Below are 13,776 nucleotides of genomic sequence, written 5' to 3' on the forward strand. Positions count from 1 at the left end.
TGTTCCTACGGTGTGCCGACACGTACCCGTCCCCACCGCACACGAGGAAGTGGCGCACATGGCCTCCGCAGCATCCGCTCCACCACAGCCCACAAGCCCCGGCAATCTGAAGCGCATCGTCGCCGCCAGCCTCATCGGCACCACCATCGAGTGGTACGACTTCTTCCTCTACGGCTCCGCCGCCGCTCTTGTCTTCAACAAGCTGTTCTTCCCCGAGGAGGACCCCCTGGTGGGTACCCTCCTCTCCTTCCTCACCTATGCCGTGGGCTTCGCCGCCCGGCCGTTGGGCGCGCTGGTGTTCGGGCACTACGGCGACCGGCTGGGCCGGAAGAAGCTGCTGGTGCTGAGCCTGCTGATGATGGGCGGGGCGACCTTCGCGATCGGTCTGCTGCCGACGCATGCCAGCGTCGGCAGCGCCGCCCCGGTGCTGCTGACCGTGCTGCGTCTGGTGCAGGGCTTCGCGCTGGGCGGTGAGTGGGGCGGTGCGGTGCTGCTGGTGTCCGAGCACGGCGACGCGCGCCGGCGCGGGTTCTGGGCGTCGTGGCCGCAGACCGGGGCGCCCGCCGGGCAGTTGCTGGCGACGGGTGTGCTCTCGCTGCTGACGGCCGTGCTGTCGGAGAGCGCCTTCGGCAGCTGGGGCTGGCGTGTGCCCTTCCTGCTCTCCGGCGTGCTGGTGATCGTCGGCTTGTGGATTCGTCTCTCTGTCGATGAATCCCCGGTCTTCAAGCAGGCGTTGGAGCAGGCCGAGGCGCGCAAGAAGTCCGCCGACGCCATCGCGGAGAAGATGCCACTGGTCGCCGTGCTGCGCCACCACTGGCGGGACGTGCTGGTGGCGATGGGCGCGCGTATGGCGGAGAACATCAGCTACTACGTCATCACCGCGTTCATCCTCGTGTACGCCACGACGTCGGCCGGAGTGTCCAAGCAGACCGCCCTCAACGCGGTGCTGATCGCCTCCGCCATCCACTTCGCCGTCATCCCGGCCTGGGGCGCGCTGTCGGACCGGCTCGGCCGGCGTCCCGTCTATCTGATCGGCGCGGTCGGTGTGGGCCTGTGGATGTTCCCGTTCTTCGCCCTCATCGACACCGGCGGCTTCGGCAACCTGCTCCTCGCGGTGACCGTGGGCCTCGTGCTGCACGGCGCCATGTACGCGCCGCAGGCCGCGTTCTTCTCCGAGATGTTCGCGACCCGGATGCGCTACTCCGGTGCCTCCATCGGCGCCCAGTTCGCCTCGGTCGCGGCGGGGGCGCCCGCTCCGCTGATCGCCACCGCGCTGCTGAAGGACTACGGCACCTCGACGCCGATCTCCCTGTACGTCATCGCGGCGGCGCTGCTGACGGTGGTCGCCATCCTCGTGGCCAAGGAGACCCGCGACCGGGATCTCACCGACGTCGAGCCCTCGGACGGTGAGGTGCCCGCCAAGGCTCCCGCCGCCGGCGCCCCGCTCGTCTGACGCGGACGGCGTCTCGACAAGCCGACCCCCGTATCCCCCGCACTCCGGGGGTGCGGGGGTCAGCGCTGTGCGGGGGCGGACAGGCGGTGCAGCCGCAGCGCCAGCTGGATCTCCAGGGCGCGGGCCGGGCTCTGCCAGTCGTCGCCGAGGAGGCGCGCGACGCGCTCCAGGCGCTGGGCGACGGTGTTCACATGGACGTGCAGGTCGTCCTTGGTGCGGGCCGGGCTCATCCCGCAGGCGAAGTAGGCGTCGAGGGTGCGCAGCAGGTCGGTGCCGCGGCGTCGGTCGTAGGCGACGACCGGGCCGATCGTACGGGTGACGAAGCCGGTGACGTCACGGTCGCCGGCCAGGAGCAGGCCGAGGAAGCCGAAGTCCTCGGCGGCGGCGCCGTCGCCGGGCCGGCCGAGGAGACGCAGGGCCTCCAGACAGCGGCGGCCCTCCTCGTAGGCGGCGGCCACGGCGTCCGGGTGGGCGGCGAGATCCTCGACCGGGGCGGAGGCGCCGACGGTGACCGCCTCGTGGACGGCCGTGCCGAGGTGGCGGGCGGTGCGCCGGGCCAGCGCGGTGGCGGTGTCGTCCCCGGTGAGGGGCAGCAGGAGCACCGTGCCGCCGTCGCGGGCGGCGGCCAGGCCGTGCCGGGTCGCGGCGAGGTGGGAGGCGGCGGACCACAGCCGCCGGCGGGCGTCCGCCTCCTGCTCGGCGTCGGCCGGGACGGCGTCGAGGCGGGCGGCGAGGACGACGTGCCGGGCGTCGAGGTCGGCGTGCAGCCGGGAGGCGCGCTCGCGCAGCAGGCGCGGGTCGCGGTCGCGGGCGTCAAGCAGGTCGTCGAGCAGCTCACCCCGGACGCGCTGCTCGGCCTCGGCGGCGGAACGCCGGGCGAGGAGCAGCAGGGAGGTGACGGTGGCCGCCCGCTCCAGGGTGCTCTGGTCGACGGGGTCGAGGCCGGGCTGGCCGCGCAGGACGAGGGCGCCGAGCAGTTCGCCGCCGGCCACCACGGCCGCGACCCAGTCGCCGCCGTGCCGCACGGCGTGGCCCTCGGCGCGGGACGCCTCCAGGGCGGCGGCCGGGACTCCGGCGGCCTCGGTGAACTCGACGGTGCCGTCGAGGACTTCGGAGACCGCGGCGGCCACGTCGTGCACCCCGCCGCCGTGCAGCACGAGTTGCGCGAGCCGGTCGTGCACGTCGGAGGCCCGCTCGATGACCCCGCTGCGGTCCCGGATGATCTCGTTGGCCCGCTCCAGGTCGGCGAGGGCCGAGCGGGTCTCGGAGAGCAGGTTCGCCGTGTCGATGGCGGCCGCGGCGAGCGCGGCGAAGGAGCCGAGCAGCGCGATCTGCTCGCGCTCGAAGACGCGGGCGCGCCGGTCGGCGGCGAAGAGCACGCCGATGACGTGGTGCCCCAGCGTCAGCGGTACGCCGAGGATCGCGACCAGCCCCTCGTCGCGCACGCCCGCGTCGATGGCGAGGGTGTGCTGGAACCGGTCGTCCTTGAAGTAGTCGTCGGTGACATAGGGGCGGGCGGTCTGGGCGACGAGTCCGCCGAGGCCCTCCCCCATGCCGAGGCGCAGCTGCTGGAAGCGGGCGGCGACCGAGCCCTCGGTGACCCGCATATAGGTGTCGCCCCTGGCCGGGTCGTTGAGGCTGAGGTAGGCGACGTCCGTGCCGAGGAGCGAGCGGGCGCGCTGGACGATGGCCTGGAGGACGGCGTCCAGGTCCCGCAGGCCGGCCAGGTCGTGGGCGGTCTCGAAGAGGGCCGACAGCTCGGCCTCGCGTCTGCGCCGGCCCTCCAGCTCCGAGCGCACACGCAGCGCGAGCAGCTTGGCCTGTTCGAGGGCGACGATCTGCTCGGTGGGGCGGCCCTCGGCGCGCGCGAGGAGCACGGGCTGCTCGTAGGCGTCGGCGGACGCGCCCCTGGCCAGCAGTTCGAGGAACGGCGTCTCGGCACCGGTCAGGGAGGCTGCGGCGGGACGCCCGGTGGGCTGCACGTGATCGCGGGACATGCCGACAGAATTGCTCATCGCGCCACCACCTCGTCAGCCCTGTGGACAACTCGATGTCCGGCCGGTCCGGGCCGTCGCCGTGCCATGACTCAGTGCGCGGTCCAGCCGCCGTCGAGCACGAGCGAGGTGCCCGTGACGAAGGACGCCTGCGGCCCGCACAGATACGCCACCGCCTCGGCGACCTCCTCCGGCTCGATGAGCCGCTTGACCGCGCTGTCCTGGAGCATCACCTCGGCCAGCACCCGCTCCTCGGGGATGCCGTGCGCCCGGGCCTGGTCGGCGAGCTGCTTCTCGACCAGTGGGGTGCGCACATAGCCGGGGTTCACACAGTTCGAGGTCACCCCATGGGAGGCGCCCTCCAGGGCCGCGACCTTGGAGAGGCCCTCCAGCCCATGTTTGGCGGCCACATAGGCCGACTTGAACGCCGAGGCGCGCAGCCCATGGACGGAGGACACATTCACGATGCGGCCCCAGCCCTGCTCGTACATATGGGGCAGAGCGCCACGGATGAGCCGGAACGGCGCCTCCAGCATCACCGTGAGCACGGTGTGGAAGGTGTCCGGCGGGAACACCTCGATCGGGCGCACCAGCTGGAGCCCGGCGTTGTTGACCAGCACATCGGTGCCGGCGGCGGCCTGCTCGGCGGCGTCGAGGTCCGTCAGGTCGAGGACATGGGGTTCCACGGCACCCCCGAGGTCCTGCGCCCGCTCGGCGAGCGCCTCCAGTCCTGCCGCGTCCCGGTCGACGGCTCTGACCTTGGCCCCCGCGGCCGCGAGCCGGAGCGCACAGGCGCGCCCGATGCCGCCGGCGGCACCGGTGACCAGGGCGGTGCGCCCCCCGAGATCGAGCGGGGAGGGCGGGGCGGACGGGGTCGAGCCATGGGCGGGAGGGATGCTGGGCGGGGTCATGGCTCGACCCTAGGCAGCCCCCTCACCTGGCCACATATGGCCGCAGCCCATACTTGAGGCTCAATCCATAGGTTCGAACCACGTGGGTTCATCGGCCAGGGCTTGCTTGATCCGGAAGAGCTGGCTCTCCTTCATCTGCGGCAGGGCGTCCACCTCGAACCAGCCCACCTCCAGGGACTCGTCGTCGTTCACCCGGGCCTCACCGCCCAGCGCACGGCAGCGGAAGGTGATGTCCATGAACTGGCACATGTCCCCGTTGGGGTAGGTGACCTCCTGGCTGGACCTGACCAGGACGACCCGTTCGGCGACGCACCGGACGCCGGTCTCCTCGTAAACCTCGCGCACGGCGGCGGCCGCGGGCTGCTCGCCGGGGTCCGGGATGCCGTTGACCACCGTCCACTGCTGGTTGTCGGCCCGCTGCCCGAGCAGGACCCGCCCCTCGTCATCGAACACGACGGCGCTGACGCCCGGCAGCCACAGCAACTGGTGGCCCGCGGCGGCACGGATCGTCCGGATGAAGTCAGGAGTAGCCATGGCCCGACCCTAACGGCGCCACCCTCGCCTCCGGAGACGGGACCGGGTGCGAGGGCGGGGCGGGGGCGTGGGTCTCGGCGACCGACCGTGCGCGGGTCATGGCGACCGTGCGCGGGTCTTGGCGACCCTGGGCAGGTGCCGGCGACCGTGCGCAGATGTTGGCGAACAGGAGTCCGGGTCAGGCCTCGGCGGCCCGGCGCGCGCGGATGCCGGAGCCGATCGCCCAGCCCAGTCCGCCCGCGGCGAGCAGCACCAGGGCGATCTCCGGCAGGACGCCCAGCCGGGTGGCGGGGGTCTCACCGGAGCGCAGCGGCACCTTCTGGACGAGGGAGTCGGCGACGAACATGCCCGTCCGCTGGGTGATGGTCCCGTCCGGCATGATGATCGCGCTGACGCCGCTGGTCACCGGAACCGTGACGGTCCGGCTGTGCTCGACGGCCCGTACCCGGGACATGGCGAGCTGCTGGTAGGTCATCTCGCTGCGGTCGAAGGTGGCGTTGTTGCTCGGCACGGAGATGATCTGCGCGCCGTCCTCGACCTCGGAGCGCACCGCCCAGTCGAAGGCGGCCTCGTAGCAGGTGACGAGGCCGACCCGGGTTCCGGCCATGGTGAACACGCCCGGTTCGATGCCCCGGCTGAAGTCCTTGCGGACCATCGAGGTCCACTCCTCGTTGATGGCCCCGACGAGCGAGCGCAGCGGCAGATACTCGCCGAAGGGCTGGATCTGCCGCTTGTCATAGGTGTCCACGGGGCCCTTCTCCGGGTCCCACAGGATCTGCTCGTTGAGCAGCTTGCCGTCCCGCTCGACGACACCGCCGACCGAGATGGGCACGCCGATCGCCTCGGCCGCCGTGTCGATGACGGCACGGGCGTCGGCGTTGGCGAAGGGGTCGATGTCGGAGGAGTTCTCCGGCCACAGCACGAAGTCGGGCCGGGCGACCTTGCCGGCCTTCACCTCGGCGGCCAGCCGCTCGGTCTCCCGGGCGTGGTGGTCGAGGACGGCCCGGCGCTGGGCGTTGAAGTCGAGGCCGGCGCGGGGCACATTGCCCTGGATGACCGCGACGGTCGCGGTGCCGTCCTCCGCGGTGTCGCTGACCAGGGGCCGCGCGGCCAGGGCGCCGGCCACGGGCACGGCCACGCTCAGCAGGGCCACGGTCGCGGCCGACCGCCGCAGCATACGGGTCCGGCGGCGCTCGACGGCGAGCCGCACGAGCTCGTACAGGCCGAAGCCGCACAGGACGACGGCGAAACCGAGCACCGGGGTGCCGCCCACGGCGGCCAGCGGCAGGAAGACGCCGTCGGCCTGGCCGAACGCGATCTTGCCCCAGGGGAAGCCGTTGAACGGCGCCCGCGCGCGGGCCGCCTCACCGGCGATCCACAGGGCCGCCGCCCAGATCGGCGAGCCCGGGAGCTTCGACACCGCGGCGATCCCGGCAGCCACCAGCGCGACGAAGACCGCCTCGATGGCCACGAGCGCGAGCCAGGGCCCGGGGCCCACCTCCACACCGGTCCACACCAGCAGCGGCAGCAGGAAGCCGAGGCCGAAGAGGTAGCCGAGGCCGAGTCCCGCCTTCCAGCTGCGGCCGCGCAGCACCCAGCCGAGGGCGGCGAAGGCGGGCAGGGCCAGCCACCAGAGGGTGCGGGGCGGGAAACTGACGTAGAGCAGCACTCCGGAGAGCGCCGCGGTGAGGGCCGGAACCAGCCGCAGGAGCTTCGCCGCGCGCGGCGAGGGCGCGATCGGCGGCTTGAGCTGGTCCGACTCGTCCACGGAGGTTGCGGTGACGGTCACTCCCGGAGTGTACGGCGGGCGGGCTCGGGGCCGACAGCTCGGCCGGCGGCGGGAAGGCGACGGTGGGCACCTCGCCCACGCACCGCTCGACCTCACGGCTACGGGCCCCACCTCCCCCACCCGTGAATGCCCCATGCACGAGACGTCCACAAACCGCCCATCTGCCGTTACGGTATGCCGCAGCCCCGATCGCATCCGGTTCAGGTCCGGTGGGACGGGGTCCGTCACCGGTCGGGGGACCGGGTTCAGGGGGCGGGGTGGGTCTCACGGGGATGACGTCTGCGGCAGGTCCGGACGAGGACAGCGACAGACGAAACGTTTCTGACGCGACGGGCGTCGTGGTGCTGGGCGCCTGTGCCGCGTGGTCGCTGATCTCGGCGGCCGTCCACGGCGGGCGCCCCGAGGGCGTTCTGCTGGCGGTGCTCGCGGTGGCCGCCGGCTACGCGGTGGGGCGGATCAGCGGCGCGCTGCTGCCGGTCGCCGCTCCCTGCGCCGGTGCGCTGGCCGGGGTGACCCTCACCCTGGCCGTCCCGCGGTTGGCGCCCGGCCCCCAGCTGGTCGCCCCGCTGGGCCACGCCGGAGCCACGGCCGCCGTACTGACCCTCTCGGCCGGCGCCGCCTGCTGCGCGGCCTGGTCGGCGCGGTCCGCGGTGCTCCGCCTGGGTCTGCGCCTGCTCGCCGCCGGGATCGCGGTGACCGCGGCGGTGCTGGGCTCCACCAGTGGTCTCGTCGGCTGCGCCGCCGTACTGCTGTGCTCGCTCGCCGCCGGTCACGTGCGCCGCCGGGGCCTTGGCATCGCCGGGCTGGCCGTGGCGGCGCTGGCGGTGACCGGGCTGACCTGGGCGGTCGCGGCGAGGGCGGTGCCGGGCGGGTTCGGCGGCTGGCTGGAGGGGCAGCTCACCCGGCAGCGGGTGCGGCTGTGGCACGAGGCCCTGCGGCTGGCCCACCAGGATCTCGCCCTCGGCGTCGGTCCCGGCCGCTTCGGCGAGCTCGGCGGGACGGCCGACGGCGCGGTGCCGGTGGACGGCAAACCTCACTCGGCGCTGCTGCAGCAGGTCGCGGAGCAGGGAGTCGTAGGACTGCTGCTGCTCGCGGGAGCCTTCTGCTGGATGCTGTTCGCCCTGTGGCGCACGGGCCGCCCGACGCCGGTCGCCCTCACGGCGGGCGCGACCCTGACGGCCCTGGCCGCGATCGCCGCCGTCGGCAACGCGCTCAGCTTCACGGCGGTCTCGGTCGGCGCGGGCCTCCTGGCGGGCCTGGCGACGGCACGACCCCTGACGACCGAACCATCCCCGAGCGACGAGGCACCGACCCACGCCCGCGACAGTCATCCCGTGCCGTGAGCCACCACCCGCGGGCCTGGCGACGGCACGATCCCTGACGACCGAACCATCCCGGAGCGACGAGTCACCGGCCCACGCCCTGGACAGTCATCCCGTGACCCGCAGCCCTCAGAGCGCCGTGCCCGCCGTCCGTGTGCGCAGCCGCTCCTCGATGACCCGGACGGCCGCCTCGGCGTCGTCCACGGTCACGGTGAAGGTGTGACCGTCCCCCAGTCGCAGGACCAGGCCCTCGCCCCGGCGTACGACGACGGCGGTGCCCTTGTCCGGGCGCCACCGGTAGCCCCAGCCGCCCCAGTGGCGCGGGGTGACCAGCGGCAGGAAGTCGGCGCCGACGATCTCGGAGAGCGGGATACGGCGGCGCGGCACGCCGATGTGGCCGCAGCGCACCTCCAGGCACTCCTGGTCGACCTTCAGCGCGACGTGCACGAAGGCGAGGGTGCCGAAGAGGACGAGCAGTCCGGCGGCGATGCAGCCGACGACGGCCATCACGAGGGGGGCGAGGCCGCCGGTCCACGCGGAGTCGACGGCCAGCCCGATGCCGAGCGCCATGCAGGCGGCGCCGGCGAGTGCGAGCAGCCACTGGACCCTGTTGGTCGCCCGCCCGGTCCAGATGTCGGGGTGCGGCTTCCTGCCGTGGGGGTGGTCCCTCATGGCTATGAGGTTACTCAGCTTTCGCTGCGGTGGTACCGCGCTGCACAGAGTGACTGCTCCGACCGGACCAGCCCGGAGCAGATGGTTCCGCCCGGGGGCCCGGGGGTCAGCCGGCGGGGCTGGTCGCCTTGAGGAGCCGGCCCTCCGCGTAGGTGAGGGCCGCTTCCGGCAGGGCGCCCTCGCGGCCGCTGAGCAGCACGGTCAGGGTGCCGGTGGACTCCGCGCGCGGGGCGGGCTGCTCGCCGAGCCGGCGCATGGCCTGCGCGGCGACCGCTCCGGCGGAGCCGTGCAGGACGAGCGGCGGGAGGCCGGGGCGCTGGACGGCGGTGCGGATGCGTTCGGCGACCAGCTCGTAGTGGGTGCAGCCGAGGACGACGGTGGTGACGTCGTCGGGGGTGAGCGCGGCGGCCGCGGCGACGGCGGCGTCGATGGCCGTCTCGTCCGCGTGCTCGACCGCCTCGGCCAGCCCGAAGCAGGGGACCTCGGTGACCTTCACACCGGCGGCGAAGTCCTCGATCAGTCCGCGCTGGTAGGGGCTGCCGGTGGTGGCGGGGGTGGCCCAGATCGCGACGGGGCCGCCACCGGCGGCGGCCGGCTTGATCGCCGGGACCGTACCGATGACCGGTATGCCCGGTTCGAAGCAGGCCCGCAGCGTCGGCAGGGCGTGCACGGTGGCGGTGTTGCAGCCGATGATCAGGGCGTCGGGGCGGTGCGCGGCGGCGGCCTCGGCGACGGCCACGGCGCGCCGGGTGAGGTCCTCGGGGGTCCGCGGTCCCCAGGGCATGCCGTCGGGGTCGAGCGAGAGCACGAGATCCGCGTCGGGTCGCAGCCGCCGTACGGCGGCCGTCGCCGCCAGCAGGCCGATTCCGGAGTCCATCAGCGCGATCTTCACCCGGCCACGATAGACGATGGGCCCTTGCGGGCGGCCGTCGTGGGGCAGACTGCGCGCGTGAGCGCCTACGCGTGGATCGCCGCCGGATCCCTGGCCGCCTGGCTGTGGCTGCTGCTGTTCCAGGGCTTCTTCTGGCGTACGGACGTCCGGCTTCCCAGGCGTACGGATCCCGGTGAATGGCCGTCCGTCTGTGTGGTCGTGCCGGCCCGGGACGAGGCGGCGGTACTGCCCGCGAGCCTGCCGTCGCTGCTCGCCCAGGACTACCCGGGGCGTGCGGAGGTCTTCCTCGTCGACGACGGAAGCACCGACGGCACGGGCGAACTGGCGCGGCGGCTCGCGCGCGAGCGGGGCGGGCTCGCGCTGACCGTGGACTCCCCCGGTGAACCGCCGGCCGGCTGGACCGGCAAGCTCTGGGCGGTGCGGCACGGCATCGGTCTGGCCCGCGCGCGTGATCCCGAGTATCTGCTGCTGACGGACGCGGACATCGCGCACGCCCCCGACAGCCTGCGGGAGCTGGTGGCTGCGGCACGCACCGGCGGCTTCGACGCGGTGTCACAGATGGCCCGGCTGCGGGTGGACAGTCTCTGGGAGCGGCTGGTGGTGCCGGCGTTCGTGTACTTCTTCGCCCAGCTGTACCCGTTCCGCCGGATCGGCCGTACGGGCACGCGGACGGCCGCCGCGGCGGGCGGCTGTGTCCTGCTGCGGACCGAGGCGGCCGTACGGGCGCGGATCCCGGACACCATCCGGGGTGCCGTCATCGACGACGTCGCGCTCGCGCGCGCGGTGAAGCGCGGCGGGGGCCGGGTCTGGCTGGGGCTCGCGGACCGGGTGGACAGTGTGCGGCCGTATCCGCGGCTGGCGGACCTGTGGCGGATGGTCTCGCGCAGCGCCTACGCGCAACTGCGGCACCAGCCCGCACTGCTGCTCGGGACGATCGCCGGGCTGGCGCTCGTCTATCTGGTGCCGCCCGTGGCCGTGGCCTTCGGCGCAGCCTCCGGGGACGGGGTGACGGCGGTCCTGGGCGGGCTGGCGTGGCTGGTGATGACGGGCACGTACGTACCGATGCTCCGTTACTACCGGCAGCCGCTGTGGCCGGCACCGCTGCTGCCGGTGACGGCGTTCCTCTATCTGCTGATGACGGCCGACTCCGCGGTCCAGCATTACCGGGGGCGCGGCGCGGCCTGGAAGGGCCGCACCTATACGCGTCCCGGGACGGTGTCCGACGAGGGCTGACTACTTGCGGCCCGGAGTCCAGTTCATGCCCCAGCCATAGGCGTGGTCGACGGTGCGCTGGGGGCTGACGCCGCGTTCCGGGACGAGGTAGCGGGCCTCGCGCTGGACGACGAGGTCGTCGCCGGTCCGGGTGATGAGGGCGAGGGCGCAGACCGTGGAGGGGACGGTGCACTCGTCGAGGGAGAAGTCGACGGGGGCGCCGTGCTGCGGGGTGAGGGTGACCGTGGCGTTCAGGTCGGCGAAGGAGCGCGCGCCCTGGTAGATGGTGACGAAGACCAGGATGCGCCGGAAGGCCTGCTGGTGGTCGAGGTTGATGGTGAGGTTCTCGCCGGTGGCCATGGCGCCGGTCCGGTCGTCACCGTCGAGGTGGATGTACGGCGGCTGGTGCAGGGCTCCGTAGGCGTTGCCGAGGGCCTGGATGACGCCCTTGCGGCCGTCGGCCAGTTCGTACAGGGCGCACAGGTCGAGGTCGAGGTCGTTGTGCATGGCGACCGGGCGGCCCAGCTTGCTCGCCCAGCCGGAGAACTGCTTGCGCACCTGCCAGTTGAGGTTGACGCGCATGGCGCCGGAGGTGCCGCCCTGCTTGGTCAGGGAGACGGACGGGGACGCCTTGGTGAGCGTCACCTTGCTCAGGCTGACCGGGGGCGCCTGGGGGACCGGCGGCATGGCGGGCGGCGGGGGCATCGTCACGGGCGGCGCCGGGGGCGGGGTCATGGGGGCGGCCGGTGTGGGCGCCGCCTGCTGGGGTTCGTCGACGCTGATGCCGTAGTCGGTGGCCAGGCCCGCGAGCCCGGTGCCGTAACCCTGGCCGACGGCACGGAACTTCCAGGCGCCCTGCCGGCGGTAGAACTCGCCGAGGACGAACGCGGTCTCCACGGTGGCGCCGGTGCTGTCGAAGCGGGCGACGACGGTGCCCCGGGCGTCCCGGACCTCGATGTAGAGGCCGGGGACCTGGCCGAAGGCGCCGCCGTCCGCGGAGGCGGCGAGGATGACGGTCTCGATCGACGGTTCCACGCGCGGGAGGTCGACGAGGAGGCGGTCGGTGACCTGGGCGCCGGCCGTCGTCTTGCCCTCGTGCCGGACGGCCCCGGACGCGTGGGCGGGCTGGTTGTAGAAGACGAAGTCGTCGTCGGAGCGGACCTTGCCGCCGACGAGCAGCAGGGCCGAGGCGTCCACGTCGGGGGTGCCCGGTGCCGAGTGCCAGCCCAATTCGACCGTCAATGCCGTGGCCGGCACCGGAACATTGGACCCTTTCGACATTGTCATGTCCGCCCCCATCGTTTGATCTTCGCCGGGGTGTCCCGGCGGGCCGTCGAGTTCTCCAGGGTCAACCTATTCCGTGGGTCCCGGAAGTCTCGCGAGGGGGATCGGAAGAGGGGAGGTCAACCGCCGGTAACGCCCTGGGAACTCGGCCTTTACCTGATCCGAACACCGATTGGCGTCCCTTTTTGACAAGTTCGCTCGCATTGGGGATCCGGCGTCACTGCGGAACCGTAAAACAACCCTCTTATCGGTCTCCCCAACCAGCACATCGTGGGCTTACCTTATGTGCCATGACCTCCCCCCGCTCCACGTATGGCGGCGGCTACTACTCCGCTGCCTTCCCGGACACCCCGATCTACGACTCGCTCGTGGCCGAGCGGGGCACCCCGCAGATCGCCCCGATCCGGGTCCCCGCCGCGTACGACAGCCCGGGCAGCCATCTGCCGGCCCTGCCGTCCGCGCTGCCCGCCCTCCCGGCGGCACCGTCCCAGCCCTCCTACGGCTATCCGCAGGCACCGCAGCCCGCACCGCTGCAGCAGGCGCCCGCGGCCTACATCCCGCAGCAGGCCGCCCCGCGCGGGTACCCCGGTCCGCAGGCTCCGCAGCAGCCGCGCCCGGTGGCCCCGGGCGGCATGGGCTACGAGGCGATGCGCCCCGCGGCTCCCCGGCCCGCGCCGCAGCAGTACCAGGACCCGTACAACAACCAGCAGCAGTACCGCGGCTACTGATCCGTCCCAGGGGTTGTCGGTGCCGCCTGGCACGATGACCCCATGGGACACCCGCGGCTGCAGTCGATCCACGTCCACCCGGTCAAGGCGTTCCGGAGCATCGAACTCCGGGAAGCCGTCGTGGAGCCCTGGGGGCTGGCCGGAGACCGGCGCTGGGCGCTGATCGACGCGGGGGCGAAGGTCGTGACACAGCGCGGACACCCGCGCCTGGCGCGCGCCGCCGCCGAGCTTCTGCCCGGCGGCGGCGTCCGTCTGTCCGCGCCCGGCATGGAGCCCTTGACGGTGGCCGTGCCGCGCGCCTCGGACACCGTGCCGACGGACGTCTTCGGCGACAAGGTGGAGACGGTCCCCGCCGACGGCGACGCCGCGCACACCTGGTGCAGCACCTACCTCGGCGCTCCGATGCGCCTCGTCCATCTGGACTCCCCCGCGACCCGCCGGCCCGTCGACCCGGAGTACGCGCTGCCCGGCGAGACCGTGAGCCTCGCCGACGGCTATCCGCTGCTGCTCACCACCACGGCCTCCCTCGACGCCCTCAACTCCCTCATCGCGCGCGGCGACCACGCCGCCGAGGGTCCGCTGCCCATGGACCGCTTCCGGCCGAACATCGTCGTCTCCGGCACGGACGCCTGGACCGAGGACGAGTGGAGCCGCGTCGCCATCGGGGACGTCACCTTCCGGGTCGCCAAGGTGTGCGGACGCTGCACGGTCACCACCACCGACCAGCGCACCGGCGCGCGCGGCAAGGAGCCCCTGCACACCCTCGCCCGGCACCGGCGTATGCGGGGCAAGCTGGTGTTCGGCCAGAATCTGGTCCCCCTCGGCCCGGGCACGATCCGGACCGGCGACCCGGTCCGGGTCCTCGGCTGAGAAGATCTGTGCGAGTGCGCCGGTTCGCGGGAACCGCGGCCGGGGCGCCGCGCGTTGGGCATGCTGTGAGACGGATGTGAAGGACGCGGGGCGCCAGGGGCGCGGGGTGACGGCG

At 73.3% G+C, this 13,776-nt stretch carries 12 protein-coding genes; 5 read left to right on the top strand and 7 right to left on the bottom strand.

The annotated features are described in order from the left end of the window. Positions 1-58: 58 nt before the first annotated feature. Positions 59-1,453, top strand: coding sequence for an MFS transporter (locus KBY32_RS07960; RefSeq protein ID WP_115505904.1), 1,395 nt, complete (start codon positions 59-61; stop codon positions 1,451-1,453). A 59-nt stretch (positions 1,454-1,512) separates the two neighbouring features. Here KBY32_RS07960 and KBY32_RS07965 read toward each other — a convergent pair whose 3' ends face one another. From KBY32_RS07965 to lnt, 4 genes are all read right to left on the bottom strand, one after another. Beyond that, complete coding sequence (locus KBY32_RS07965) at positions 1,513-3,450, bottom strand: GAF domain-containing protein (RefSeq protein ID WP_210979525.1); 1,938 nt, start codon at positions 3,448-3,450, stop codon at positions 1,513-1,515. Between the two features lie 89 nt (positions 3,451-3,539). Continuing rightward, positions 3,540-4,358, bottom strand: a complete 819-nt coding sequence (locus KBY32_RS07970; protein ID WP_210979392.1) for a 3-hydroxybutyrate dehydrogenase — start codon at positions 4,356-4,358, stop codon at positions 3,540-3,542. Positions 4,359-4,418: 60 nt separating this feature from the next. After that, positions 4,419-4,892, bottom strand: coding sequence for an NUDIX domain-containing protein (locus KBY32_RS07975; RefSeq protein ID WP_210979393.1), 474 nt, complete (start codon positions 4,890-4,892; stop codon positions 4,419-4,421). 178 nt (positions 4,893-5,070) lie between these two features. Next, positions 5,071-6,681 (bottom strand): apolipoprotein N-acyltransferase, encoded by a 1,611-nt coding sequence (gene lnt, locus KBY32_RS07980; RefSeq protein ID WP_210979394.1) that lies wholly within the window; start codon positions 6,679-6,681, stop codon positions 5,071-5,073. A gap of 272 nt (positions 6,682-6,953) precedes the next feature. Here lnt and KBY32_RS07985 point away from each other — a divergent pair, with 272 nt between their 5' ends. Further along, the gene (locus tag KBY32_RS07985; RefSeq protein WP_210979395.1) at positions 6,954-8,024 is read left to right on the top strand and encodes an O-antigen ligase; all 1,071 of its coding nucleotides are present in this window, start codon (positions 6,954-6,956) and stop codon (positions 8,022-8,024) included. Between the two features lie 108 nt (positions 8,025-8,132). Here KBY32_RS07985 and KBY32_RS07990 read toward each other — a convergent pair whose 3' ends face one another. Both KBY32_RS07990 and KBY32_RS07995 read right to left on the bottom strand, forming a co-directional pair. Next, positions 8,133-8,675 carry a hypothetical protein gene (locus tag KBY32_RS07990; RefSeq protein WP_055619611.1) on the bottom strand — a complete coding sequence of 181 codons (543 nt, stop codon included), beginning with the start codon at positions 8,673-8,675 and terminating at the stop codon, positions 8,133-8,135. Positions 8,676-8,781: 106 nt separating this feature from the next. After that, a complete protein-coding gene (locus KBY32_RS07995; RefSeq protein WP_210979396.1) occupies positions 8,782-9,567 on the bottom strand; it encodes an aspartate/glutamate racemase family protein in 786 nt (261 codons plus the stop codon). Positions 9,568-9,606: 39 nt separating this feature from the next. Here KBY32_RS07995 and KBY32_RS08000 point away from each other — a divergent pair, with 39 nt between their 5' ends. Further along, positions 9,607-10,800 carry a glycosyltransferase gene (locus KBY32_RS08000; protein ID WP_210979397.1) on the top strand — a complete coding sequence of 398 codons (1,194 nt, stop codon included), beginning with the start codon at positions 9,607-9,609 and terminating at the stop codon, positions 10,798-10,800. Here KBY32_RS08000 and KBY32_RS08005 read toward each other — a convergent pair whose 3' ends face one another. After that, positions 10,801-12,060 (bottom strand): TerD family protein, encoded by a 1,260-nt coding sequence (locus KBY32_RS08005; protein ID WP_210979526.1) that lies wholly within the window; start codon positions 12,058-12,060, stop codon positions 10,801-10,803. It lies immediately after the preceding gene. 293 nt (positions 12,061-12,353) lie between these two features. On the opposite strand from KBY32_RS08005, the gene KBY32_RS08010 reads away from it, so the two are divergent. Further along, positions 12,354-12,791 carry a DUF6643 family protein gene (locus KBY32_RS08010; RefSeq protein ID WP_108705624.1) on the top strand — a complete coding sequence of 146 codons (438 nt, stop codon included), beginning with the start codon at positions 12,354-12,356 and terminating at the stop codon, positions 12,789-12,791. A 42-nt stretch (positions 12,792-12,833) separates the two neighbouring features. Beyond that, positions 12,834-13,661, top strand: a complete 828-nt coding sequence (locus KBY32_RS08015; protein ID WP_210979398.1) for an MOSC domain-containing protein — start codon at positions 12,834-12,836, stop codon at positions 13,659-13,661. Positions 13,662-13,776: the final 115 nt, after the last annotated feature.

It is taken from the genome of Streptomyces sp. RK62, assembly GCF_018070255.1.
Lineage (GTDB): Bacteria > Actinomycetota > Actinomycetes > Streptomycetales > Streptomycetaceae > Streptomyces > Streptomyces nigra.

Coding starts and splice junctions, on each gene's coding strand:
- KBY32_RS07960 (WP_115505904.1), top strand. CDS start 59: ATGGCCTCCGCAGCATCCGCTCCACCACAGCCCACAAGCCCCGGCAAT.
- KBY32_RS07965 (WP_210979525.1), bottom strand. CDS start 3,450: ATGTCCCGCGATCACGTGCAGCCCACCGGGCGTCCCGCCGCAGCCTCC.
- KBY32_RS07970 (WP_210979392.1), bottom strand. CDS start 4,358: ATGACCCCGCCCAGCATCCCTCCCGCCCATGGCTCGACCCCGTCCGCC.
- KBY32_RS07975 (WP_210979393.1), bottom strand. CDS start 4,892: ATGGCTACTCCTGACTTCATCCGGACGATCCGTGCCGCCGCGGGCCAC.
- KBY32_RS07985 (WP_210979395.1), top strand. CDS start 6,954: ATGACGTCTGCGGCAGGTCCGGACGAGGACAGCGACAGACGAAACGTT.
- KBY32_RS07990 (WP_055619611.1), bottom strand. CDS start 8,675: ATGAGGGACCACCCCCACGGCAGGAAGCCGCACCCCGACATCTGGACC.
- KBY32_RS08005 (WP_210979526.1), bottom strand. CDS start 12,060: ATGTCGAAAGGGTCCAATGTTCCGGTGCCGGCCACGGCATTGACGGTC.
- KBY32_RS08010 (WP_108705624.1), top strand. CDS start 12,354: ATGACCTCCCCCCGCTCCACGTATGGCGGCGGCTACTACTCCGCTGCC.
- KBY32_RS08015 (WP_210979398.1), top strand. CDS start 12,834: ATGGGACACCCGCGGCTGCAGTCGATCCACGTCCACCCGGTCAAGGCG.